This window comes from Acinetobacter sp. WZC-1, assembly GCF_052544965.1.
This window is the reverse complement of sequence record NZ_CP199370.1, coordinates 1-26,346: the sequence shown is the minus strand read 5'-3', so window position 1 is coordinate 26,346 and position 26,346 is coordinate 1. Positions and strand designations below refer to the sequence as shown.

Genomic DNA, 26,346 nt, shown 5'->3' with positions numbered 1-26,346 from the left:
ACAGATTCAAGTAAAACCAGCAGCCCGCTTTATCATTTAACAACATAAAAGAACTGAAATGATTATCCTGATAATCTGTTGTTTTATTTGCCTGACCATTGGCCTCAGCTTCATGATGTCATACGAGTTACGCAAAAAATTCATGACGTTTCTGCATCACCTGTTGCCACGGAGTAAACAGGGGCTGATTCATGCCGGTCGATTGGCACAGCAGATGAATGACGCCGCTTCTGCCGAACAAACTCAGTCACATTGGCACCTGCAGCAGTGGTGGATGCTGATTGCCGGTTTTTGTCTGCTTGGCAGCATTCTGTTGTTTGCGTTTACCCGGCCTGTGGATCCAACGAAAATTGAAGCAGACTATCTCAGAAAAGCAGATCCTCAAATTTATGCATTGCTCAATGGAGAAATATTGTCTCCACCTCCTGTAATTGAAGATCAACTGGTGAACCAGGCCATTGTTGAAGCCATTCAGCTGGAAAAACAATACAAGACCGATCATTCACATCTACCGGACTCCACCCTGACTATGGATGAATCCACCATTGATATGCATGGCCATTTTGACACCAGTATGGTTGACCGCAAATGGAATCGTATGAATCCACGCTATAAACAGCGTCTGCTTATGGTCTTTAAAATCATGAAAGAACGCCATGGTTACGAGCTCGTTTTACTTGAAGGATATCGCAGCCCTGCCCGTCAGAATATGTTATCAGGCAATAAGGCCACCACACTGGCAAAAGCCTATCAAAGCTACCATCAGTTTGGACTGGCAGGAGACATTGCATTTAAGAGGAATGGGAAAGTCGTTATTTCAGAACGTGACCCCTGGGCATGGAGGGGCTATCAACTTTATGGGGAAGTTGCAGAATCTGTTGGCCTGACCTGGGGAGGACGCTGGAAATCCATCCAGGACTACGGTCATACCGAATATCGCATGCCGGGTTTACGTAAAACTGCTGAGATGGCTGAAAAACTGACCAATGAAGATCAGTTCATGGCCAGCAATAGCAACTGATGACATCCTACAGAATGGAAATCATTTTGTAAGAAATAACCTACAGTAATTGCTGAAATTGACCTCTGTGCCCGTGTCTTCAAATTGAATATTCTATAGTCATAGGGAACAGGAAGTTTCCGGAACCAAAATAAAAATTATCAGTTCCAGCATCAGGATGTGATCGGTAAACAGGAAGTTATACCCAGGTCAAACGATACGAAAAAGCCTTGTCAAACGATGAGGCTTTTTCTTTTTGAAGATCAGTGCCTGGTCAGAACAAAACGATTCCAGGCAAAACTTTTCTTTTTTTAATGGCCTGAAATGACTCAGTTTAATTTTTAACTATCACGGCAATGACAAATGATAAAACTGATTATATGGCCCATCGGTATAATCTGAAAAAGCTGTACCTTTTTGAAAACCATTTTTTGTATAAAGTGCAATTGCTGCCTTAAAGGTTTCTTCCGGCCCTGTCTCCAGACTCAATTGCTTAAAACCATACATCGTGGCATCTCTTACAATATGCGCCAATAAAACCTGTGCTACACCTTTACACAAATAATCAGGATGCGTTCTCATGCTTTTCAGTTCGGCATGATCGGCCGTCAGTTTTTTTAAAGCACAGACTCCGGCAATACTTCCATTGATCCATGCACTCCACACCTGAATATCAGGAGATTGCAATACGGATATATCCAGAGCAAAAACACATTCAGGCGGAGAATTCTTCATCATTTCAGTGAGATGAAATAAAACCAGTTCCCGTGTGTTCTGGCGTGACAAATCATCCTTTTCAACCAGAATATTCTCAGACATATTTTACTTCTCTTAATACACATACTTATTTTAATTAAGCAAAAAACATACCGATCAATTTTTAAAAGCCTGGAATCCCGGACTTCATTGTTCCTGCTTTTATTCCCGGCATAAGAAGACACCCCGATCTGGTTAGAGATCGGGGTGCAGGAATAATGAGCTGGCGATGACTTACTCTCACATGGGTAACCCCACACTACCATCAGCGCTAAGAGGTTTCACTTCTGAGTTCGGGATGGGATCAGGTGGTTCACTCTCGCTATGGTCGCCAGCACAACTGTTGATGGATACTCGCCAGGTCTTATTTAAATGCCACAGCTTTCAGCCAAAAGAGTATTAACAGAATATCTGAGTTGAATATTGTATCCGGCTTTTTAACTGAATCAATTAACTTTGATCCTTTTCATGAAATCAATCAATGCCTCATAAACAACCGCTTGGGTGTTGTATGGTCAAGCCTCACGATCAATTAGTACTGGTCAGCTTCACACGTCACCGTGCTTCCACATCCAGCCTATCAACGTCCTGGTCTCGAACGGATCTTTAGTGAACATAAAGTTCAAGGGAAATCTTATCTTGAGGTGGGCTTCCCGCTTAGATGCTTTCAGCGGTTATCCCTTCCGAACATAGCTACCCGGCGATGCGACGGGCGTCACAACCGGTACACCAGGGGTTCGTCCACTCCGGTCCTCTCGTACTGAGAGCAGATCCTCTCAAATTTCCAGCGCCCACGGTAGATAGGGACCGAACTGTCTCACGACGTTCTAAACCCAGCTCGCGTACCTCTTTAAATGGCGAACAGCCATACCCTTGGGACCTGCTTCAGCCCCAGGATGAGATGAGCCGACATCGAGGTGCCAAACACCGCCGTCGATATGAACTCTTGGGCGGTATCAGCCTGTTATCCCCAGAGTACCTTTTATCCGTTGAGCGATGGCCCTTCCATTCAGAACCACCGGATCACTAAGACCTACTTTCGTACCTGCTCGACTTGTGGGTCTCGCAGTCAAGCGCGCTTTTGCCTTTATACTCTACGCGTGATTTCCGACCACGCTGAGCGCACCTTCGTACTCCTCCGTTACTCTTTAGGAGGAGACCGCCCCAGTCAAACTACCCACCAGACACGGTCCTCGTCCCGGATAACGGGACAGAGTTAGAACCTCAACATTACCAGGGTGGTATTTCAAGGATGGCTCCAGTCAGACTGGCGTCCAATCTTCATAGCCTCCCACCTATCCTGCACAGGTAAGGTCAAAGTTCAGTGTCAAGCTGCAGTAAAGGTTCACGGGGTCTTTCCGTCTAGCCGCGGGTACACTGCATCTTCACAGCGATTTCGATTTCACTGAGCCTCTGCTGGAGACAGCGCCGCCATCATTATGCCATTCGTGCAGGTCGGAACTTACCCGACAAGGAATTTCGCTACCTTAGGACCGTTATAGTTACGGCCGCCGTTTACTGGGGCTTCGATCAGGAGCTTCGCTTGCGCTGACCCCATCAATTAACCTTCCAGCACCGGGCAGGCATCACACCCTATACGTCCACTTTCGTGTTTGCAGAGTGCTATGTTTTTAATAAACAGTTGCAGCGGCCTGGTTTCTGTGGCTGCCAACAGCTCAGGGAGCAAGTCCCGTCACCGTCAGCAGCGTACCTTCTCCCGAAGTTACGGTACCATTTTGCCTAGTTCCTTCAGCAGAGTTCTCTCAAGCGCTTTGGTCTACTCGACCTGACCACCTGTGTCGGTTTCGGGTACGATTCCTGTGTAACTGAAGCTTAGAGACTTTTCCTGGAAGCAGGGTATCAGCCACTTCGTAAGTAAAACTTACTTGATGTCAGCTCTCAGCATAAAGCACCCCGGATTTGCCTGGGATACATGCCTACAACCTTTCACCTGGACTACCATCGCCAGGCTGACCTAACCTTCTCCGTCCTCTCATCGCATTACACAGAAGTACTGGAATATTCACCAGTTTCCCATCGACTACGCCTCTCGGCCTCGCCTTAGGGGTCGACTCACCCAGCCCCGATTAACGTTGGACTGGAACCCTTGGTCTTTCAGCGAACGGGTTTTTCACCCGTTTTATCGTTACTCACGTCAGCATTCGCACTTCTGATACCTCCAGCATGCTTCTCAACACACCTTCATCAGCTTACAGAACGCTCCCCTACCACTTGACCATAAGTCAAATCCGCAGCTTCGGCACATGGTTTTAGCCCCGTTACATCTTCCGCGCAGGCCGACTCGACCAGTGAGCTATTACGCTTTCTTTAAAGGATGGCTGCTTCTAAGCCAACCTCCTGGCTGTCTGTGCCTTCCCACATCGTTTCCCACTTAACCATGATTTTGGGGCCTTAGCTGGCGGTCTGGATTGTTGTCCTCTTGACTGCGGACGTTAGCACCCGCAGTCTGTCTCCCGGATAGTACTCACAGGTATTCGGAGTTTGCATCGGTTTGGTAAGTCGGGATGACCCCCTAGCCGAAACAGTGCTCTACCCCCTGTGGTATTCGTCCGAGGCGCTACCTAAATAGCTTTCGGGGAGAACCAGCTATCACCAGGCTTGATTAGCCTTTCACCCCTATCCACAAGTCATCCCCTGGCTTTTCAACGACAGTGGGTTCGGCCCTCCAGTCAGTGTTACCTGACCTTCAGCCTGCTCATGGATAGATCGCCTGGTTTCGGGTCTATACCCAGCAACTATGCGCCCTATTAAGACTCGGTTTCCCTACGGCTCCCCTAGACGGTTAACCTTGCTACTGAATATAAGTCGCTGACCCATTATACAAAAGGTACGCAGTCACCGAACAAGTCGGCTCCCACTGCTTGTATGCATGCGGTTTCAGGATCTGTTTCACTCCCCTCACAGGGGTTCTTTTCGCCTTTCCCTCACGGTACTGGTTCACTATCGGTCAGTCAGGAGTATTTAGCCTTGGAGGATGGTCCCCCCATGTTCAGACAGGGTTTCTCGTGCCCCGCCCTACTCGTCTTCATCATGCATGCCCTTTCGTGTACGGGACTATCACCCTCTGTGGTTGCTCTTCCCAGAGCATTCCGCTAGAACATGCATCACTTTATGGGCTGTTCCCCGTTCGCTCGCCGCTACTCAGGGAATCTCAATTGATTTCTTTTCCTGGGGGTACTGAGATGTTTCACTTCCCCCCGTTCGCCTCGCATGACTATGTATTCATCATGCGATACCTACCTTATGGTAAGTGGGTTTCCCCATTCAGATATCTCCGGATCAAAGGATATTTGCCGCCTCCCCGGAGCTTTTCGCAGGCTGTCACGTCTTTCTTCGCCTCTGACTGCCAAGGCATCCACCACATGCACTTAATTACTTGACCATACAACCCCAAACAGTCGTCAACACCTACAAGTGAGTGTTGTCCGTGCGATTATTCATCGCTACTATTTGTGGCCTGTGAATTCAATCACTGTACAGCTTCAATCAATTTCATATACCAAAACGCTTGATTCAGTTTGTTCGCTAGTGCTCATTCCATTCAGCATCAACAGTTCTCTGTTAAAACTTCATAAAATAAGCCAAACAATTATTTCAACTCAAATATATGCTGTTAATGATTCACTACCGCCTCGTCAGCAGGTAGGTATCCGTGATGAATCACAGAAGTTAATAAACTGAATGTTCATTAAATTCCATAATCAATCCTGTCTTTCAAATGGGTGCCTGCGCGAAGCACAGCTTCCTGCAATATTTTTCTTTCACTGTCATGTAAAATCAAATACTACGCGCAGCATAGCTGCTTGTCTTGCGTTTCGGCAAAGCGTTGCTTTGCTGATCCGAAACTCTGGTGGAGACTAGGAGAGTCGAACTCCTGACCTCCTGCGTGCAAAGCAGGCGCTCTACCAACTAAGCTAAGTCCCCGACTTATCAATAAGTCAATGTGTCTGATTTTCCGTACTGCGTCAGTAGTGGTGGGTCTGACAAGACTTGAACTTGTGACCCCACGCTTATCAAGCGTGTGCTCTAACCAACTGAGCTACAGACCCTCAGATACATCGTCATGAAGAACAACCTGTTGTGAATTCTCACCAATCGTCAATCTTTCGTTAAGGAGGTGATCCAGCCGCAGGTTCCCCTACGGCTACCTTGTTACGACTTCACCCCAGTCATCGGCCACACCGTGGTAACCGCCCTCTTTGCAGTTAGGCTAGCTACTTCTGGTGCAACAAACTCCCATGGTGTGACGGGCGGTGTGTACAAGGCCCGGGAACGTATTCACCGCGGCATTCTGATCCGCGATTACTAGCGATTCCGACTTCATGGAGTCGAGTTGCAGACTCCAATCCGGACTACGATCGGCTTTTTGAGATTGGCATCACATCGCTGTGTAGCAACCCTTTGTACCGACCATTGTAGCACGTGTGTAGCCCTGGCCGTAAGGGCCATGATGACTTGACGTCGTCCCCGCCTTCCTCCAGTTTGTCACTGGCAGTATCCTTAAAGTTCCCATCCGAAATGCTGGCAAGTAAGGAAAAGGGTTGCGCTCGTTGCGGGACTTAACCCAACATCTCACGACACGAGCTGACGACAGCCATGCAGCACCTGTATCTAAATTCCCGAAGGCACTCCCGTATCTCTACGGGATTCTTAGTATGTCAAGGCCAGGTAAGGTTCTTCGCGTTGCATCGAATTAAACCACATGCTCCACCGCTTGTGCGGGCCCCCGTCAATTCATTTGAGTTTTAGTCTTGCGACCGTACTCCCCAGGCGGTCTACTTATCGCGTTAGCTGCGCCACCAAAGCCTCAAAGGCCCCAACGGCTAGTAGACATCGTTTACGGCATGGACTACCAGGGTATCTAATCCTGTTTGCTCCCCATGCTTTCGTACCTCAGCGTCAGTATCAGGCCAGATGGCTGCCTTCGCCATCGGTATTCCTCCAGATCTCTACGCATTTCACCGCTACACCTGGAATTCTACCATCCTCTCCCATACTCAAGCCGACCAGTATCGTATGCAATTCCCAGGTTGAGCCCGGGGATTTCACATCCGACTTAATCAGCCGCCTACGTACGCTTTACGCCCAGTAAATCCGATTAACGCTCGCACCCTCTGTATTACCGCGGCTGCTGGCACAGAGTTAGCCGGTGCTTATTCTGCGGGTAACGTCCACTCTCATCAGCTATTAACCAATGCAGTCTCCTCCCCGCTTAAAGTGCTTTACAACCATAAGGCCTTCTTCACACACGCGGCATGGCTGGATCAGGGTTCCCCCCATTGTCCAATATTCCCCACTGCTGCCTCCCGTAGGAGTCTGGGCCGTGTCTCAGTCCCAGTGTGGCGGATCATCCTCTCAGACCCGCTACGGATCGTCGCCTTGGTAGGCCTTTACCCCACCAACCAGCTAATCCGGCTTAGGCTCATCTGTTAGCGAATGGTCACAAGTGATCCCATCCTTTCCCCCTTGGGGCGTATGCGGTATTAGCGTCCCTTTCGAAACGTTGTCCCCCACTAACAGGCAGATTCCTAAGTTGTACTCACCCGTCCGCCGCTGGGTCAGTTGCCGAAGCAACATCCCCCGCTCGACTTGCATGTGTTAAGCCTGCCGCCAGCGTTCAATCTGAGCCATGATCAAACTCTTCAGTTAAAATCATTTTGCACCTTAATTTAAAGACAAGGTGCCAATTCCGGCTCATCAATTACTGACAAATTCTCTCAAATAAACTTCGAGTAATTTAAACCAATCAATCAATGATAATATTTCGATCAATCAATCAGTGAAAATCCACACAAGTTGTTCTTCATAAGCTCTTAATGATTCACTTTCTGCTTCGTCAACAGAAAACTCAACGTGATACATACCTGAAACTTAACCCTGTGAGCTAAGTCTGCTTCGTGTATCGCGTCGGGATGCAGCGTATTCTATACACTTTAAAAACTCTTGCAAGCCCTATTTTTATTTATTTTAATTGTGTGGCTTTTTTTTCGACTATTTTGTTGAGAAATATGATTTTTCAACTGTTTTTTAACCAGTTTCACTGGAAATCCGCAATAAAACCCGGTTTTTGAATCAGGCAGACCGGAGTCTGCATTCATTTCAGTCATTCTCTACAGGCTCAATCTGTAAAGATCACCCGCGCAATATCTTTTTTACCGGCCTGAATAATGCAGGTTTTATTTTCTTTGACAGAGAACCCCGCATCCACTACCTGCCAGTCCACTTTTACTGCACCACGTGCAACTGCATCCTTTGCCTGTGCTGCATTTTTGGTTAAACCGGCAGTCCGTAAAATGGAGGCAATAAAAATTTCACCACCAAAATCTGCCCGTGAAATGGTGACTTCGGGTGCATCTTCCGGCAATTCGCCCTCAGTAATAACATTCCCTGCGCCTTTATGTGCATTGACCGCTGCATCGCTGCCATGAAAACGCTCCACCAGTTCCAGTGCAAGCATTTTCTTGATGTCCTGCGGATTACGTCCCTGTTCCATTTCTTTGAGTAATGCTGAAATCTCGTCCAGGCTTTTAAAGCTGAGCAAATCAAAATAACGTTCAATCAGGCTGTCCGGCATGGACAGTACTTTCTGGTACATGGCACCCGGGGCATCAAATACCCCAATATAGTTGCCCAGGGACTTGGACATTTTGTTGACGCCATCCAGTCCTTCAAGAATCGGAACTGTAATACAAACCTGTGGTGCCTGATCATAGCGCCCCTGCAGTGTACGTCCCATCAGCAAATTAAAGGTCTGATCAGTGCCCCCCAGTTCCACATCTGCCTGCAATGCAATCGAGTCATAGCCCTGTACCAGCGGATACAGAAACTCATGAATGGCAATAGGCTGATGGTTGTTATAGCGCTTGGTAAAATCATCACGCTCAAGCATGCGGGCCACGGTCTGCTGGGACGCCAGCTGAATCAGATCAGCTGCTGTCTTTTCTGCAAACCATTCCGAGTTAAAACGTACATGGGTTTTATTCGGATCAAGAATTTTAAATACCTGTTGCTGATAAGTCTTTGCATTTTCCTGAATCTGCTCAGCTGACAATGGCGGACGGGTTGCACTTTTCCCGGTAGGATCGCCAATCATGGCAGTATAGTCACCAATCAGAAAAGTCACCTCATGCCCCAGGTCCTGAAAGGTTTTCAGTTTGTTAATCAATACGGTATGACCTAAATGCAGATCAGGCGCAGTAGGATCAAAACCTGCCTTAATGTTCAGGGGACGGTCCTCTTTGAGTTTCCTGAGCAGATCCTCTTCAGAGATAATTTCATGAGTGCCCCGTTGAATAAGGGCAAGTTGTTCTTCAGCCGGCAGGAAATTTGACATCACAAAACCCAAATACATCCGTTATACAATTTGTGCGATATACTAACACTTTTTCAGCATTGTGCAGGCGAAGTATCTACCATGACAACAATCTATATTGGCGTAATGACTGGCACCAGCATGGACGGCGTCGATTTTGTTGCTGCATCATTTGATCCTTTATATATTCATGCCACCTTAACTGTCCCGTTTGATCCAGCCCTGCGTGATGAACTGATGGCGCTGACCCTGCCGGATGACAATGAAATTGACCGGATGGGGCAGGCGGATGTCGCACTTGCCACCATGATTGGGCACGGTATTAACCGGCTCATTGCAGAAAATAATTTAGATAAAACGCAGATTAAGGCCATTGGCTCTCATGGACAGACTATTCGTCACCGTCCTGAACATGGTTTTACCCTGCAAATTGGTGATCCGAACAGAATTGCTGAACTGACCAGCATTGCCGTGATCTCGGATTTCCGTCGTCGTGATATCGCCGCCGGTGGTCAGGGTGCGCCATTGGTCCCTGCATTTCATCAGGCGCTGTTTCAGCATCCGTCCATCCACAGGGTGATTTTAAACCTGGGGGGCATTGCCAATGTCAGCCTGCTGCCTGCGGGCTGTCCTGATGATGTCTACGGCTTTGACACCGGTCCGGCCAATATTTTAATGGATGCCTGGTGCAACCGTTATACCGGCCAGCCGTATGATGAAAATGGGAACTGGGCCGCCTATGGACAACCCATTCGTGCTCTGCTCGACCGCTTGCAGGCACATGAATATTTTTCCAGGGAACCGCCAAAAAGTACCGGCCGTGAAGATTTTAACCTGGAATGGCTGGATGAGCAGATTTCGGACTGGCGTAATGCTCTGGACTATGATGAACTGGAAGATATTCCTGAGAATGTACAGGCGACCCTGCTCAAACTCACCACACGCGCCATAAAAAAGGCCATTTACCGTTCACCGCTGGATACCGGTGAGGTCTATATCTGTGGCGGAGGTGCCTATAATTCGTATTTGCTGGAACAATTGCGCTGGCGTTTACGCAAGCATCACTGGTCGGTACAGACCACCGCAGCACTGGGCCTGTCCCCCACCTGGGTGGAAGCCACTGCGTTTGCATGGCTGGCCATGCGCTTTGATCAGCAATTGAGTGGTAATTTACCTGCGGTTACCGGTGCTGCCGGTTATCGGGTGCTGGGGACGATTACTGCGGTTTAAATGCAATACGTGAGCTGTGACTGTTGCATCATCCGTGTTTTAATCATCAGGCTCAGGCATTATACCCGGACATTGTATAATGCCATTCATGAAAGACCATCATGGAGTCAAGGCATCTTTTGATCCTGGACAATGCTTCCATTTTTTTTGTCATCAATCGCTGTCAGAAAAAACAAAAATCCCTGTCATCATTCGCCGGGATTTTTATTGAAGCAGATGTCCATATTCAGATGGAAAAAGAAGACCCACAGCCACAGGTGGTGGTCGCATTGGGATTATCCACAATAAAGCGTGAACCTTCCAGACCCTCAATATAATCCACTTTCGATCCGACCAGATATTGATAACTCAGGGAATCCACCAGCATGGTGACATCGCCATTTTCAAACCTGGCGTCATCTTCATTGACACTTTCTGCAAAGTTAAATCCATAGGAAAAACCGGAACAGCCACCACCGGTGACATATACCCGTAACATCAATTCCTGATTTCCTTCGCTGTCACGCAGCTGACGGACTTTATTTGCAGCACTGTCCGTCATCTCAAGCACTTGTGCGTTCATGATGCGTCTTCCTCAAAACAATTCAAATGGCCTGAATGAACAAAGCAAAAGGCCATATATTCAATATAGCATACTCAATATATGGCCAATATGTGAACTTTAAAGTTAATTCAGCATATTTCCCTGTAATTATTTATAGTTTTCATCCGACAAACTGCATTCAAAGTTGGACGGTGCCTGTTTACAGCGGAATCGCCATAACAGTTTCATCATCCGTTTGTCATAAACACCCTGTTTCGTCAGATTAATCCGCGATTCACGCATCAGCTTCTGGTAACCCTGCTGATCTGCTGCCGGAATCTGCATCCAGTATTTAGCCGGAATATCCGCTTTCATTTTTGCCAGAATACCATTGGCACGCGGTAACTGGGATTTCACCCATTCACGGGATTTCTGACCAAAACCGGCCGGAAATTTATCGGGACGAATAATCAGATTGCCGGTCACCTGCAAAATTGGATAATTGACAATTGCACCCTTCGTGCCCAGTCCCTTGTACAGTTCCAACGGTTTAAATGCGGCCGCCGGCGCACCGACGATATCCACCTGGCCATTGTTAAACTTACTGCCAAAATTGGTAACATCGGCACTGACCGCCTGCGCACCGATCTGCTGGACCATAATTTTCTGGGCCTGATCATAATCCAGTACAGCAATTTTTTTACCGGCAGCTTTTGCAACCGTATTTATGCTGCGGTCATTCACCATTAAAAAAGCGTCCCCGACCGGAATCACCCCGGCGACTTCATATTTACCATTGGTCATATATCGGGTAAATGCAGGATCCGCAAGGCCCTGCATAACTTTAACCGCCAGGCCAACATTAGGAATGGCGCCTATGGCATCGAGCGAACCGGTAAAGTTATTGAACTGACGGCCACGCATGCCGGTAATACTGACCGCATCACATTTACCTGCCTTGAAATCTTCAGCAATCACTGCCTCATTCTGTCCGACTTTCAGTTCAATATCAGCGCCCCAGTTTTTGGCAGCCAGCTGATAATCCTTCATTAAGGTAAATACATCACCGTTTTTACCCACCAGATCAAATACACACATCACCTGTTTTGCCTGCACTGCCGATGTGGCTGTCATCAGACCTGCTGAAAATAAAAGGGCTTTAGACCATTTCATTGTTTTTTCCTTTCCATGACCACTGTTATTTTCATTCACTGCCCTGAAACATAAACCCTGTCGTATATGCTTCAGGACGGTGAATATCCTTGCTTACAGATCAGCAGTTTGCCAAAAGCTCATGTTCTTCAAAGCCCACTCCTGATCGTCATATACAAATAATTCTGACTCTGCATCAAGAATAGATGATTGAACCACAGGTTCAATGGCTTAACTGACATCATCTCCATAAAAAAAGCCCGGAAAAAATATCCAGGCTTCTTCTTAAAAATCAATATTACTCTCCACCCATCGAACACTCGAAGTTGGTCCTATCGACAGCACAGCGCGCTTTTTTCAGTACAGTCATCATGCCAGGATCATAAATACCCTGCCTGGTCAGATCCATACGGCCTTCACGTAACAGTTTCTGGTATTTCAGTTTTTCTTCAGCAGACAGGTTCAGCTTATATTTTGCCGGAATGCCAGCTTCCATACGGTTAATCATGGAGAGGCTTTTTGGTAAATTCTTAATAAACCAGTCCCGTGATTTCTGACCGAAACCGGCCGGGAATTTTTCCGGACGAACAATGAAATCCGCTGTAACCTGTAGCACAGGGAAGTTAAACATTGTTCCATTTGTGCCCAGGCCCTTGTAAATTTCAAGTGGTTTATAGGCATAGGCAGGCGCACCGACCATATCAACCTGGCCATTATTAAATTTGGCAACAAAGTTTGAAATATCAGAAGGTACAGCCTGAGCACCCACACGTTGCACCATCACTTTCTGGGCTGCATCATAACTCAGTACAGCAAACTTTTTACCCGCGGCTTTTTCAATCGAATTGATGCTTTTATCACGGACAAAAATAAAAGCTGAACCCAGCGGGGCAATACCGGCAACTTCATATTTTTTACCGCCCAGGTTGGTGATCATTTTCGCAGCATTACGGCCATCCAGCGCAAAAGTAATTGCTTTCTGAGCAATCGCATTGCTGGGCACCCCTCCCAGCGAATCAAGTGAACCCACAAATTTATTGTACTGGCGTGCGCGCATGGCTGTCATAAACACGCCATCACATTTTCCGGCTTTAAAATCATTATCTGCAACAGCCTCATCCTGACGTGGAATCAGATTGACATCGGCTCCCCAGCTTTTGGCGGCCAGTGCCCATTCCTGTGCCATCTGGAATGATTCACCGGATTTACCCAGTAAATCGAATACACAGACATTCACCGCTGCCTGTGCAGTTGAAGCAAACCCTGCAATTGAGGTCGCTGCAATAGCGAAAGCTATTTTTTTCATAGTTACATCCCTATCAATTTTATGTTCGTTTGTCTGGAACATGTCCATAGGCGTAATATTAATCAGCTTCAATTAAAAAAAATAGAGTATTTGCTCCATTTTTTTTAATGAAATATTTTTATTTATTTTTTTCAGCTCTTTATTTCTCATTATAGGCGTTGAAATTACAAATTTTTATGCCTCTTTACAGCCTCTTGATCAAAAGAATTTATTTTATCCCAGGAAACATCATTACAGTCCGTGCAGGCAGTTCTTCTTCATTGCATAGCCTTATACTGATGATGTAAGTTTATATAAAGAAAAATTAAACACCTGAACCAATAAAAACAGTGCCATAGTCCTGGTTTCGGATAAGCAACAGGATTTAAGTTTTTATTATTTTTTGGTTCTGTATCTGTTTATCCTTTAAAATAGTACCCCCAGTCTTCAAAGTTTGATCCTCAATGATTCAGTTAGAACAACTTTCCATACGTCGTGGTGGACGTGTTTTATTTCAGAAAGCGTCCATGCAGTTGCATCCGGGATGGAAAATTGGTTTGACCGGGGTCAATGGTGCAGGAAAATCCACCTTATTTGCAGCCCTGCTCGGCGGAATGGAGTCTGACAGTGGCAGTCTGACCCGTCCCAGTGTATGGACGGTGGCACATATGGCTCAGGAAATTAAGGCGCTGGAGATGAAAGCCCATGATTTTGTGCTGTCCGGAGATGAAGAATACTGGAATATTCAGCATCAGCTGAATCATCCTGATGCATTAAGTGATGATGAACTGGCACATCTATACAGTCGCTTTGATGAAATCAATGGTTACTCCGCCGCCGCAAAAGCATCACAGTTGATGGCCGGACTGGGCTTTTTTGAGCATCAGTCCCCGTTACTGGTCTCAAGCTTTTCCGGTGGATGGCGCATGCGCCTGAATCTTGCACGAACCCTGATGAGCCGTTCTGACCTGCTGTTGCTGGATGAACCGACCAATCACCTCGATCTGGATGCAATTTTATGGCTGGAAGACTGGTTAAAGGCCTATGAAGGCACCCTGATCCTGATTTCTCATGACCGCGATTTCCTGGATGCCATTACCGATCATATTCTGCATATCGAAAATCAGGAACTGATTCTGTATACCGGTAACTATTCAACCTTTGAAAGTACTCGTGCCGAACGTCTGGCCCAGCAGCAACAGGCCTATGAAAAACAGCTGGAAACCCGCGCCCATCTGCAGAAATACATTGATCGTTTCAGGGCTCAGGCCACCAAGGCACGTCAGGCCCAGAGCCGGATCAAACAACTGGAGCGGATGCAGGACCTGGCACCGGCCCATGTGGATACTCCCTTTACTTTCAGCTTCCGTGAACCCACCAGAATGAGCTCCCCGCTGCTGACCCTGGAACATGCGGATATCGGCTATGGGAATAAACTGATTGTCACCGATGTTAATCTGCAGATTACCCCAACCAGCCGTATTGGCTTACTCGGTATGAATGGTGCAGGGAAATCCACACTGATTAAATCCCTGGTGGGTGATCTGCCGTTAATTCAGGGATTACGCAAGGATTCAGAACTGCTGAATATCGGTTATTTTGCTCAGCATCAGATGGATGCACTGGACGGAAATGCCAGCCCCATGCTGCAACTGGCACGTATTGCCGACAAAAAAATCAGCGAAGCCTCCCTGCGGGCATTTCTGGGAAGCTTTGGCTTTAACGGCGAACGCATGGATACCCCCAGTGAAAGTTTTTCCGGTGGCGAACGCGCCCGGCTGGCGCTGGCGCTGATTGTATGGCAACGTCCTAATGTACTGATCCTGGATGAACCAACCAACCATCTGGATCTGGACATGCGGCATGCCCTGACCATGGCATTGCAGGATTTTGAAGGCGCCGTCGTGCTGGTTTCACATGAACGCCAGCTGATTGCCAGTGTCTGTGATGAACTACTGCTGGTGCATAACGGTCAGAGTCGCGAATTCGAGGGTGATTTACAGGATTATGCCAATTGGCTACGCCAGGCCCGGATTGATCTGATCAAAAACGGACAACAACCCAGTGCCCCCGTTCAATCTCAGGTTGAAATCAAACCGGCGATTTCAAAACTGGATAAGGAAGCACAGCGTAAGGAAGCTGCCCGCCGTCGTGACTTAAGCCGTCCAATCCGCAAAAATATTGAAAAACTGGACCACCAGATCATAAAACTGCAATCCCGCCTGACAGAGATTGAAGCTTTGCTGGCAGAGTCTGCTTTGTATGAACCGGACCGTAAGGATGATCTGCTCAGACTGATGAATGAGCAATCTGAACTAAAAATCAGCCTGGAACAATCAGAAGAACAGATGCTTGAACTGATGATGACGCTGGAAGAGTTGGAAGGCTCCCTTGAATAAGCTGCAATAAAGATCAGCAGAGTCACTCCAACAGCCATGCTGTCAGGCAGTGACCCTGTCTGACAGGTCCTGTGCCCATTCGTTGAATCAGAAACTGACAGTCGCTGACAGTAACAGCGTTCTCGGCATGCCCGATATCACATAACCACTCGGATTGGCTTCCCAGTATTTTTTATTGGCAACATTATTTAAATTTGCCTGCAGACTGACTGGCGTATGGTTCAGCATCATGCTATAGCGCCCGCTGAGATCCACCCGGGTCCAGTCCGGTACCGTCTGCTGATTGTCCTGATTGATATACGCCTTTCCTGTATGAATAACCCGGCCACTCAAAATAAAATCCGGAATATAAGGCACTTTCCATTCCAGATTTGCATTGGCCTGAAACTTAGGCACACCGACGGCATGATTACCTTCATTGCTGCTGTCCTCAGTATTCTTCAACTGAGTATCCATAAAGGTCATGCCACCCAGCAGACTGAGTGAATCAGTCATCTTTCCAAAACCATTCAACTCCAGGCCCCGGTTTTTTTGCCGGCCATCCAGGCTGTAAATACTGGTCGATGGATCCAGCACACCATTGGGCTGATTGATCTGAAAAATGGCTGCCGAGGCACCGAAATCATCAAAATCAAATTTCACTCCGGCTTCATATTGTTTTGATTTATAGGGTTTAAATACAGTCTGAGCATTTATCGCATCCGCTGGTGCTGTGGCCACACTCAATGCTTCAATATAATTGACATAGAAAGAGGTTGATTTAAATGGCCGATAGACCAGCGCGGCAGAAGGCGTCACCTTACTTTCATCATATTTTGAAGTTTTAACACCCTGATCTGAAAAATTTGCAGAACGGACCTGCTGATGCCGTGCGCCGGCAATCAGTTTGATCGTATCATCCATCAATGACAGGCTATCCCCAAGTGCAAAGCTGGTGAGATAGTTTTCAGAGGATCTTACTTCATCCTGCCCACCAATGACCGGACCTGCATTTTCATAAAAAACAGGCTGATAAATATTGGTCATATACTCAGCGCGGTTCTGCTGACCCAGCCAGGATGTCTGACGCATGGTATTGACACTGGCCACCAGCTGATGCGAAACCGGCCCTGTCTGGAAGCTCTTATTCAGCCCTGCCTCAGCAGACAGGGTTTTGATTTTACCGGACTGGAACGTGGACACTGATCTTGCATCGCCCTGTGCATTCTGAATCACCGGCCCCGGCGCTTCCTGCTTATCATAATTGAACCAGTTATGACCCACTGTTGCATAGACTTTCAGACTTTCATCCGGGCGATATTCCGCCCTGGTCAGTGCCGTCAGGCTGTCCGAATCTGAATAGTCATAATCCTGGGATAAATTGATCTTAGGATCCGGTGCTGCCGGCATGGGGATTCCCGGTTCAATGGTATATCCCCGGGCCAGTCGATGCATCCGGTCTTTCTGATAAATGACATCTCCGGACAGATTAAACTTATCATTCTGATAATCTGCGCCCACAGAAGCAGAGGTATTACGTGAAGACTGGCCATCAATACGGGTATCCCCGTCTCTGTGTGCCGCATTCAGCCTGAGTCCAAATTGCTGGTCTGTACCGAAACGCCGGCTCAGATCAGTGTGGATACCATAATGGCCGTCCTGCTCATATTCTGCGGTCAGTTCCGTCAGTGGCGTTGCTGCAGCCCGTTTGGTCACGGCATTCACCGACCCGCCAATACTTCCATTCGGGGAAATACCGTACAGGAAAGCTCCGGCCCCCTTAAGCAGATCAATCCGTTCAATCGGATCAACCCCGACCCGGTAAGCCGGTACCAGACCATATAAACCGTTCAGCGCAATATCACCATTTTCTATACGAAAGCCCCGGATCGTCAGCGCATCATAACGGTTGGCACTGCCAATGGAAGTTCTGACTGAAGAATCGGCAGTGGTCAGTGCTTCTGCAACACTGATCGCCCGCTGATTTTTAATGGCCTGACTGGTATAAGACAACTGACTGAAAGGCGATTCCATGTAATCCAGCTCTCCCAGAATCCCCAGGTTTCCCTTACGCGCAACCTGGCCTTCTGCAAAATTCTGATGCTGAACTGCCTGTACATGAATAGCCGGCAGAGCGGCTTCCGGCTGAACCTGATTCCCTGCATTTTGCTCAGACATCGGCTGTGCCGGAGACTCATCGGCCCGCGCAATACCGGCTTGCAATAGAGTAATTGCCCCCAGTAAAGCCGTATTCAGGGCCCGTAATTTTTTCCTGTTTTTCTGAAATACAGGCCTGCATTCTCTTGATACCATAGTTTTTACTCAGAATATCTATTTTTTAAACATAGGTTGATAAAAATAAGCGCACATAGACCAAATCAGGACGCTGAATAATTCAGTATGGAATTATTCAGCGTCCTGATTGGACAGGCTTATCATTTTTATTAAATAAAAATGATAAGCATTCAGATTACCATTTGTTATATTATATCATCAAGCCTGAAAATTCATCAAAATAGTGGACAATAAAATATCTGAAAACCACAGGGCAAACATTGTCATAAAATTAAGACCTTATTCCATAATTCACAGCCATGCTGCAAGCAGACAGACCAATAAGCCTGAAATCAGCACCATCATTTCAGCTGACTGAACCGCAGCTCCATGACTTTCCAGCCATCATCATCGTTCCATAATTCATGAATACGCATCTTTTCCATTTCAGAGGTGACCCTGCATTGGGTATTTTCACGGTCAAACTCAAATGCCTCACTCTGAATTTCCGGCTTGTGAGGCTTCCACACACCATTATCCACTGCGTGCTGAATCATTTCATAACGGTTCAGATTGGTTTCAACCACGCCCTGATGTTCATAAATCACTTTAAATGCAGCGTCTTCATATTGCGCCATTTGCTGTACATTACCTGTATAAAAGGCATTCATCCAGGCATCCCTGGTTTGTTCCAGTTGCTTATCCACGATTCCACCCTGTTGTTTTATATGAAATTTATGATTTCTCCAATATCCTGACATAAAAATAAGTCATTTGTATAAAAAAGCCATTCACACAAAGATCAAATCAGTCCAGCGAACAAACCTGAAACCCAGCCAATAAAAAAGCATCCCGAAGGATGCTTGTTTTGAATCAATTCAGAAAAATTTATGCATCAATATCTGCATTTAATGCATTTTCCTCAATAAAGGCACGACGTGGTTCAACATCATCCCCCATCAAACAGACAAACATACGATCTGCCTCAATGGCATCATCAATGGTCACCTGCAGCATATTCCGGTTTTCAGGATCCATAGTGGTTTCCCACAGCTGTTCAGCATTCATCTCACCCAGCCCCTTATAGCGCTGGATCATCATTCCACGACGGGAATCAGATAGAATTTGCTGCCACACCTGGTGGAAGCTGGCCACATTGATTCTGCGCTCACCTTTTTGCAGATAAGCCCCCTCTTCAAGCAGGCTGAACCAGCTTTTCGAGTTCTGCAACAGACGCTTATATTCACCTGAAGCCAGCAAACCTGCATCAAGCAGATAATGATGCGGCAGGTTGTGGACATAGACCGTCACACGTGGCCAATAATGAATTACTTTCTCACCATTGGCATGCTCTTTTTCAAAAGCTTCCAGACGGATTTCAGGACGTAATCCGGCCTGATTCATTTCAATGGCAGCACGTAACTGTTCAGACCATTGCTGCACATAACTTTCGTCATGATTGTGATCAAGTCTGAATGCCTCCATGCCCAGCAGAGCATCAAGCAGGCTGGCCGGATAACGTACCGTCAGACGGCTCAGGCTTTTCTGAGAAGTCTGGTAATCTGCAATGACTTTTGCCAGTGCTTCACCCCGGATTGCCGGTGCATCTGCACTGATATGCAGCTCAAGTTCATCAATCGCATTTGAAATCAGATAGGTTTCAAGGGCGTCGTTATCCTTGATGTATTGTTCCTGCTTCCCTTTTTTCAGCTTATACAACGGTGGCTGGGCAATATAAATATGACCACGTTCCACCAGTTCCGGCATTTGACGGAAGAAGAAGGTCAACAACAGGGTGCGGATATGCGAACCATCCACATCCGCATCAGTCATGATGATGATTTTGTGATAACGCAATTTATCCGGATTGTACTCTTCACGCCCGATGCCGCAGCCCAGTGCTGTGATCAGGGTGCCGACTTCCTGAGAGGAAATCATTTTGTCAAAACGTGCGCGTTCCACGTTCAGGATTTTACCCTTCAATGGCAGGATGGCCTGCATCTTACGGTTGCGGCCCTGTTTGGCAGAGCCTCCGGCAGAGTCACCCTCGACCAGGTACAGTTCAGACAATGCCGGATCCTTTTCCTGACAGTCAGCCAGTTTACCCGGCAAACCGGCAATATCCAGCGCACTTTTACGACGGGTCATTTCACGGGCTTTACGGGCCGCATCACGTGCACGGGCCGCATCAATAATTTTACCGGCAATGGATTTTGCAGCCGCCGGATTTTCCAGTAAATACTCGGAAAAGGCTTTATTCATGGCCTGTTCAACCGCAGGTTTCACTTCACTGGACACCAATTTTTCCTTGGTCTGTGAAGAGAACTTCGGATCCGGCACCTTGACGGAAACAATAGCCGTCAGGCCTTCACGGGCATCATCACCGGTCACGGCAACTTTTTCTTTTTTCAGTATATTTTCACTTTCCAGATACTGATTCAAACCACGGGTCAGTGCTGCACGGAAACCGGCCAGATGGGTACCGCCATCCTTTTGTGGAATATTATTAGTAAAGCAGCGTACATTTTCCTGATAGCTGTCATTCCACTGTAAAGCCACTTCCACCACAATGCCATTATCCGTATCTGCAGTAAAATGAAAAATTTCATTCAGATGATTTTTGCCCTGATTGATATATTTGACAAATTCGGACAAGCCGCCTTCATAATCAAAAATATGTTCCAGGTCAATCCGGGCATCACGCAATACAATCCGTACACCGGCATTCAAAAATGACAGTTCACGTAAACGACGGGCCAGAATATCCACATTGAATATGGTCTGACTGAATGTTTCAGTACTTGGCCAGAAACGCACCACAGTACCGGTGGTTTCAATATCACCGACCACTTTCAGTGGATACTGGGGGTCACCATGGCGGTATTCCTGCTGATGAATATTCCCTGCACGGTGAATGGTCAACTCCAGTTTACTGGACAGCGCATTAACCACGGAAACACCCACGCCATGCAGACCACCGGACACCTTATAACTGTTGTCATCAAATTTACCGCCTGCATGCAGAATGGTTAAAATCACCTCTGCTGCAGAAACCCCTTCTTCCGGGTGAATATCGGTTGGAATGCCCCGGCCGTTGTCAGCCACACTGACTGACTCATCTTCATGAATAGTGACCAGAATTTCATCACAGTGCCCCGCCAGTGCCTCATCGATCGCATTGTCCACAACCTCAAACACCATATGGTGCAGGCCAGTACCATCGTCGGTATCACCAATATACATTCCCGGACGCTTGCGCACGGCGTCAAGTCCACGCAATACTTTAATACTGGAAGAATCATAAGCCTTTTCAATGCCTGGCTCTGTCTGAGAAGTAACGTGATCTTCTGAACTCATGGTTTCTCCCTGGTGAGGTTCATCCCAAGATGGGTAAATATAAAATCAGAATCATGGCACGACAACATGCACCTGACCGTTTTCAACGTGAAATAACCGATAGGAAATGGCCAGTTCATGTAAGTGTTTTTTGACTGATTGCTGGTCCAGTGTGGTCATAAAAACCTGACTTCCCAACTGGCTCAGGCGCTCAATTAAACGCTGCTGTGCAGTTAAATCCAATTCTGCTGTTACATCGTCCAATAATACCACAGTTTCCCTGTTACAGGCATGCAGCATGGCGATTTGTGACAGTTTTAAAGCCATGATCAGGAGTTTTTTCTGACCTCTTGAGAGTACCACATCGGCATCACCCAGCGGGGTTTTTAATCGTAAATCCGCACGGTGCGGACCGTACTCGGTATAGCGCCGATCAACATCTTTCTGATGGTGCTGAATCAGATCAGCATAGAGTCCCTGTTCCACATGGAACCCGGCACTGTATTCCAGCTGAATCTGCAGATCGGGCAGCAGTTGCAGTAAATCTTCCTGCAGCCGGCTTTTCCATTGCTCCACAATTTCCACGCGCTGTGAATGCAGAATTTCACCATAATCACCAAGCATTCTGTTCCAGGGTTCAAGATCATCCAGGCTTAAATGACGCCGTGACTTCAGCAGACTGTTGCGTTGTTTTAATGCCCGGGAATAATACTGCCATGCATGATAAAACTCCGGTTCCACGTGAAACATCAACCAGTCCAGCAGTTGCCTGCGGGGTCTTGCGCCATGGTCAATAATATCGGTACTGAGTGGATCCATCAGCTGTAAGGGCAGAATCCTGGCCATCTGTCCCTGGGTGGCGACTGTGTCTCCATTGACCCGGATCAGCTGCTCGCCGCTCTGCAGCTTCTGCATGCCAATTTTTTCAGTGGCTGACTGTGCAAATACAATGGCATCCGCCGTATCGTGCTGAATATAGTTGCGGGGAATATGGGTCCTGAAGGAACGTCCGGTTGCAAGCAGGTGAATGGCTTCCAGAATGGAAGTCTTACCGGAACCATTCTGCCCATAAAAAACATTAAACGGCTGCAACTCATGGAGTGCAACCGTCTGTAAATTGCGCACACGCTGTATATTTAAACGCGTTATATGCATGACTGACTAATTTTGTACCCTGTGCGATTAAACACGCATTGGCATGACCACATAGGTCTGATCCTGCTGGGTCGGGTCCTGCACCAGCACCGACTGATTGGCTTCAGTCATGGTCATGGAGACATCATCACCATCCAGCACACCCATGACATCCAGCAGATATTGCGCATTAAATGACATTTCCATGGCTGTACTGGCATACTGAATCACCAGGTCTTCCACTGCTTCGTCCTGCTCCGGGTTATTGGCCCGCAGCTGCAGCGAATCGGTACTGAAATTTAAAAACACCCCACGTAATTTTTCATTGCTTAAAATTGCAACACGCTGCAGGGATTGCTTAAAGACATCATGGGCAATCACCACGTTTTTATCACCGCCACGTGGAATAACCCGGCGATAATCCGGGAATTTTCCATCAATCAATTTGGTGGTAAAACGAACCGTAATTTCGCCCTGTTCCCGGTCACGGCCTGGACTGCTGATGGTCACATTCAATAATTCACGGCCAATCAACAGGGTTAATTGTCCATCTTCAATGCTCAATAAACGCTGTAACTCACCAACTGCCTTACGTGGCACAATCGCCTGCACCAGCTGTGCTGCATCTGAAGATGCCGGCATTTCACACAGGGCAAGCCGGTGACCATCCGTAGTTACTGCACGTAATTGATTTTCATCAATTTCAAGCAAAGTTCCAGTTAAATAGAAGCGGACATCCTGGACTGCCATCGCAAATGCAGTTTTTTCAAATAAACGTTTTAATTCACGTTCAGTCACCTGAACCCGGGTCCCCTGACTGTTTTCTGTGGTCAATAAGGGATAATCTTCCGCCGGTAAGGTTCCCAGCACAAAACGGCTGTTGCCTGATTTTAAAATACAGCGCTGATCTTCGGTAATCTGTAAATCAATCAGGGCTACTGCAGGCAGTGATTTACAGATATCCATCAGCTTACGTGCCGGTACTGTCGTTTCACCGGCTTGCAGACAGGCACCTTCTGCCAGTGTGGTACTGGCCACCAATTCCACTTCCAGGTCAGATCCGGTAATGGTCAGGGACTCATTTACAGCCTGAATTTTAACGTTTGAAAGAATGTTCAAAGTATGGCGACGCTCAACAGCTCCAGCCACATGGGACAGGACATTGAGTAAGCTCTCTTTTGCAATTTTCAAACGCACGGTGGATTTCCTCTGAAACAAAAAACGGATCTGAAATAATTTTTGAGTAATGTACTATGCGGTAGATTATACTGCATTGCAAGAACAGAATCTGATCAAAATATTAGCTTTGCAGCAGGCGCAGCAGGTTCTTATAGTCTTCATCAAAGATCGGATCATCATCCCGCAGGCTCTGTACTTTTTCACAGGCATGCATGACCGTACTGTGATCACGACCACCAAACGCCATCCCGATTTCAGGGAAACTGTCACCGGTCAGTTCGCGGGCCAGTCCCATGGCCAGCTGACGCGGACGCGCATAGATCCGGGTCCGTTTGGGTCCGACCAGTTCCTTCAGTGGAATACGAAAATATTCACTGACCACCCGCTGAATATTTTCGGTACTGATGGTCCGGGCCCGGATGGCCAGTACATCCTTGAGTGATTCACGCACCACCTCCAGGTCAATGGAGGTTCCCTTAAAACGGGAAATTGCCACCACCTTGTTCAGCGCACCCTCCAGTTCACGGACATTGGCCACCACCTGCTGGGCAATAAACAGGGCACAGTTACGGGGCAGATCAATAACGCTGCTTTCTGCTTTTTTCAGCAGGATTTCAATGCGGGTCTCTATATCCGGTGGTTCCACCCCCACCGACAATCCCCAGGAAAAACGTGACACCAGTCGTGGATCCAGTTCAGTCAATTCCTTTGGATAACGGTCTGAGGTCAGAATAATCTGCTTGGATTCATCCAGTAAGGCATTAAAGGTATAGAAAAACTCAACCAGGCTGGCCTCCTTTCCTGCCAGCAGGTGAATATCATCCACCAGTAACAGATCCAGCGAACGACAGTTTTTCTTGAACTCTTCAACTTTGCCCCTTTGCAGGGAACTGACAAAATCCTGCACAAAGCTTTCTGCGGTCATATACATGATCCGGGCATTCGGCTTTGCCTGTAATAAGGCATTGCCCACAGCCTGCATCAGATGGGTTTTACCCAGTCCGGTCGGACCATATAAAAACAGTGGATTATGCTGGGACTCCCCCAGTTGGGTCAGCACCTTGCGACAGGTTTCCGCCGCCATCTGGTTGGAACGGCCTTCAACAAACAGGGCAAAACTGAACAACGGATTCAGCAGGCGTTTTTTACTGTGCTTTGGAGAAACATTTTCATATTCCCGGTCTTTACGGCTCCTGGCAACTGCAGGCACTGTCACAACGGATTCCAGTGCGGCTGTTGTGGTTGCCGGTTGTTCTGAGACAGCCAGAATGGCACCGGGTCTGGAATCCACCATAATTTCAACCTTACGGACACGGCCTTCTGACAACTGTTCAGCCAGAATGGTGATCAGTTCAATATGATGTTCCTGAATATAACGGGTCCAATAGGGATTCGGCGCATAAAGACGGAGCGTATCCTCTGTGTCTTCAGCCACCAGGGGCCGAATCCACATTGCATAGACATTATCAGAGAGCTCTTGTCGCAAGCGAGTTAAGCAGTCCGTCCAAAGCATGTGAAACCCCTTATTCTGAATACTATTTTAAATTTAAAAAACAGGCCCTGAATCCAGGGGGAGCCATTCTAACCAGCTTATCCACAGATGTCATGACTGATTCCGTTGCTTTCGTTTAAAAAAACAGCTTCCGCAGCCCGGTTTAAATTCAAAATCGGGTGTGGATAAGATTTTGCGTAAGCTGTGGATAAAATATAGCACAAACTTATCCACAATCTGTACAAACAATAGAAACAAAGATATCCACAACGCAGGTTTTTGTTTTTTAAATTTAAAAATGTAATTTCCACAGAAAAATGAGCTACTAATAATAATAAATTTAAATTTATAAATTTGAATTTATTATTAGTAGCCAACGGATGTGGATAAGCTCGGTTTATGAATTTAAAATTGAGTGTGCAGCAGGAACTGAATTTAAAATTTACGTGCTTTGTGGATACATTTGTGGGTATCTGTGTTCATAACCTGCATTTGCTTTATAAATGATGATGTTGGCCTGTTTATATCTTTTTTGCAAGCTAGAGGTCATTGCTATTGATCAACAGCTCTGGATCAATTTTTGATATTAATGCTGAACCAGACACAGTTATTGATTGACAGAATAAACGATTCACAATAGAATCGCGGACCTTTACAGAAAGATCATTTTGGAGTTTCGAGATGAAACGTACATTCCAGCCATCTGAATTAAAACGCAAACGCGTTCATGGTTTTCGTGCCCGCATGGCAAGCAAAGCTGGCCGTCAGGTATTGGCCCGCCGTCGTGCAAAAGGTCGCCACAGCTTAACTGTTTAATTACAGGATCCTGCTGTGACCACGGGTGTAACATCACGTTATGGTTTTGGCACAGAGCTTAGACTACGCTGTGCTGCAGACTATAAGGGTGTATTTGAAGGTGCGCTTTTTAAAGTGCATCAACCCGGCTTTATGTTCCTTGCAAAAATGACCGAACAGTCTAACAGCCGTTTGGGTATTATTGTTGCCAGGAAAAAAGTACGCCGGGCTCATGAAAGAAACCGCATCAAACGTCTTGCACGTGAAAGTTTCCGCTTAAATCAGCACCAGCTGGATTTACTGGATATTGTGGTCATGCCCAAAGTGGGCATTGAAGACATTTCCAATGCAGAATTACACCGGCAATTACAATTTGCATGGCAAAAATTGCAGCGCCTTGTTAAAAAGCACCATAAAATAGCTGTTCCTTCCTCTCAGAATTAGAGATAACCAGTGGTCCGCTTATTACATTGGTTGAT

Annotated in this window: 15 protein-coding genes, 2 tRNA genes, 3 rRNA genes and 1 pseudogene; 5 read left to right on the top strand and 16 right to left on the bottom strand. The window is 47.0% G+C overall.

The genetic code is table 11. From position 1 onward, the window contains the following. Positions 1 to 205: 205 nt before the first annotated feature. Positions 206 to 1,021: pseudogene (locus ACT6PV_RS00105) on the top strand (M15 family metallopeptidase); the annotation flags it as partial. 327 nt (positions 1,022 to 1,348) lie between these two features. Here ACT6PV_RS00105 and ACT6PV_RS00100 read toward each other — a convergent pair. The 7 genes from ACT6PV_RS00100 to tyrS all read right to left on the bottom strand — a co-directional run bounded on the left by ACT6PV_RS00100 (position 1,349) and on the right by tyrS (position 9,128). Further along, the gene (locus ACT6PV_RS00100; RefSeq protein WP_445114511.1) at positions 1,349 to 1,819 is read right to left on the bottom strand and encodes a GNAT family N-acetyltransferase; all 471 of its coding nucleotides are present in this window, start codon (positions 1,817 to 1,819) and stop codon (positions 1,349 to 1,351) included. A gap of 158 nt (positions 1,820 to 1,977) precedes the next feature. Further along, positions 1,978 to 2,092, bottom strand: a 5S ribosomal RNA gene (gene rrf / locus ACT6PV_RS00095). A 175-nt stretch (positions 2,093 to 2,267) separates the two neighbouring features. Further along, positions 2,268 to 5,159: ribosomal RNA gene (locus ACT6PV_RS00090) — 23S ribosomal RNA — on the bottom strand. A gap of 466 nt (positions 5,160 to 5,625) precedes the next feature. Continuing rightward, positions 5,626 to 5,701: transfer RNA gene (locus tag ACT6PV_RS00085), tRNA-Ala, on the bottom strand. 48 nt (positions 5,702 to 5,749) lie between these two features. Next, positions 5,750 to 5,826: transfer RNA gene (locus tag ACT6PV_RS00080), tRNA-Ile, on the bottom strand. A gap of 61 nt (positions 5,827 to 5,887) precedes the next feature. Then, positions 5,888 to 7,426, bottom strand: a 16S ribosomal RNA gene (locus ACT6PV_RS00075). The 16S, 23S and 5S rRNA genes sit together here with 2 tRNA genes alongside, the layout of an rRNA operon. Before the next feature lie 469 nt (positions 7,427 to 7,895). Then, positions 7,896 to 9,128, bottom strand: a complete 1,233-nt coding sequence (gene tyrS, locus ACT6PV_RS00070) for a tyrosine--tRNA ligase (RefSeq protein WP_445114510.1) — start codon at positions 9,126 to 9,128, stop codon at positions 7,896 to 7,898. 63 nt (positions 9,129 to 9,191) lie between these two features. On the opposite strand from tyrS, the gene ACT6PV_RS00065 reads away from it, so the two are divergent. Beyond that, complete coding sequence (locus ACT6PV_RS00065) at positions 9,192 to 10,319, top strand: anhydro-N-acetylmuramic acid kinase (protein ID WP_445114509.1); 1,128 nt, start codon at positions 9,192 to 9,194, stop codon at positions 10,317 to 10,319. Between the two features lie 226 nt (positions 10,320 to 10,545). Here the strand turns inward: ACT6PV_RS00065 and erpA are convergent, their stop codons facing one another. The 3 genes from erpA to ACT6PV_RS00050 form a co-directional block, all read right to left on the bottom strand. Continuing rightward, entirely contained in the window at positions 10,546 to 10,881 is a 336-nt protein-coding gene (erpA, locus tag ACT6PV_RS00060) for an iron-sulfur cluster insertion protein ErpA (protein ID WP_445114508.1), read from the bottom strand. Positions 10,882 to 11,010: 129 nt separating this feature from the next. Then, complete coding sequence (locus tag ACT6PV_RS00055) at positions 11,011 to 12,015, bottom strand: putative solute-binding protein (protein ID WP_445114507.1); 1,005 nt, start codon at positions 12,013 to 12,015, stop codon at positions 11,011 to 11,013. A 277-nt stretch (positions 12,016 to 12,292) separates the two neighbouring features. Further along, positions 12,293 to 13,300 carry a putative solute-binding protein gene (locus ACT6PV_RS00050; RefSeq protein ID WP_445114506.1) on the bottom strand — a complete coding sequence of 336 codons (1,008 nt, stop codon included), beginning with the start codon at positions 13,298 to 13,300 and terminating at the stop codon, positions 12,293 to 12,295. Positions 13,301 to 13,743: 443 nt separating this feature from the next. Here ACT6PV_RS00050 and ACT6PV_RS00045 point away from each other — a divergent pair, with 443 nt between their 5' ends. Beyond that, a complete protein-coding gene (locus ACT6PV_RS00045; RefSeq protein WP_445114505.1) occupies positions 13,744 to 15,678 on the top strand; it encodes an ATP-binding cassette domain-containing protein in 1,935 nt (644 codons plus the stop codon). Positions 15,679 to 15,765: 87 nt separating this feature from the next. On the opposite strand, the gene ACT6PV_RS00040 is transcribed toward ACT6PV_RS00045, so the two are convergent. The 6 genes from ACT6PV_RS00040 to dnaA form a co-directional block, all read right to left on the bottom strand. Next, positions 15,766 to 17,970, bottom strand: coding sequence for a TonB-dependent receptor (locus ACT6PV_RS00040; protein ID WP_445114504.1), 2,205 nt, complete (start codon positions 17,968 to 17,970; stop codon positions 15,766 to 15,768). Positions 17,971 to 18,293: 323 nt separating this feature from the next. Continuing rightward, a complete protein-coding gene (locus ACT6PV_RS00035; protein ID WP_445114503.1) occupies positions 18,294 to 18,638 on the bottom strand; it encodes a hypothetical protein in 345 nt (114 codons plus the stop codon). 181 nt (positions 18,639 to 18,819) lie between these two features. Beyond that, positions 18,820 to 21,288 carry a DNA topoisomerase (ATP-hydrolyzing) subunit B gene (gene gyrB, locus ACT6PV_RS00030; RefSeq protein ID WP_445114502.1) on the bottom strand — a complete coding sequence of 823 codons (2,469 nt, stop codon included), beginning with the start codon at positions 21,286 to 21,288 and terminating at the stop codon, positions 18,820 to 18,822. Between the two features lie 51 nt (positions 21,289 to 21,339). Next, complete coding sequence (gene recF / locus ACT6PV_RS00025) at positions 21,340 to 22,422, bottom strand: DNA replication/repair protein RecF (RefSeq protein ID WP_445114501.1); 1,083 nt, start codon at positions 22,420 to 22,422, stop codon at positions 21,340 to 21,342. Positions 22,423 to 22,449: 27 nt separating this feature from the next. Beyond that, positions 22,450 to 23,598, bottom strand: a complete 1,149-nt coding sequence (dnaN, locus tag ACT6PV_RS00020) for a DNA polymerase III subunit beta (RefSeq protein WP_445114500.1) — start codon at positions 23,596 to 23,598, stop codon at positions 22,450 to 22,452. A 103-nt stretch (positions 23,599 to 23,701) separates the two neighbouring features. Further along, positions 23,702 to 25,093: a chromosomal replication initiator protein DnaA gene (gene dnaA, locus ACT6PV_RS00015; protein WP_445114499.1), complete on the bottom strand. Its 1,392-nt coding sequence runs from the start codon at positions 25,091 to 25,093 to the stop codon at positions 23,702 to 23,704. 660 nt (positions 25,094 to 25,753) lie between these two features. On the opposite strand from dnaA, the gene rpmH reads away from it, so the two are divergent. Then, positions 25,754 to 25,888 carry a 50S ribosomal protein L34 gene (gene rpmH / locus ACT6PV_RS00010; RefSeq protein ID WP_445114498.1) on the top strand — a complete coding sequence of 45 codons (135 nt, stop codon included), beginning with the start codon at positions 25,754 to 25,756 and terminating at the stop codon, positions 25,886 to 25,888. A gap of 15 nt (positions 25,889 to 25,903) precedes the next feature. Next, a complete protein-coding gene (rnpA, locus tag ACT6PV_RS00005; RefSeq protein WP_445114497.1) occupies positions 25,904 to 26,311 on the top strand; it encodes a ribonuclease P protein component in 408 nt (135 codons plus the stop codon). Positions 26,312 to 26,346: the final 35 nt, after the last annotated feature.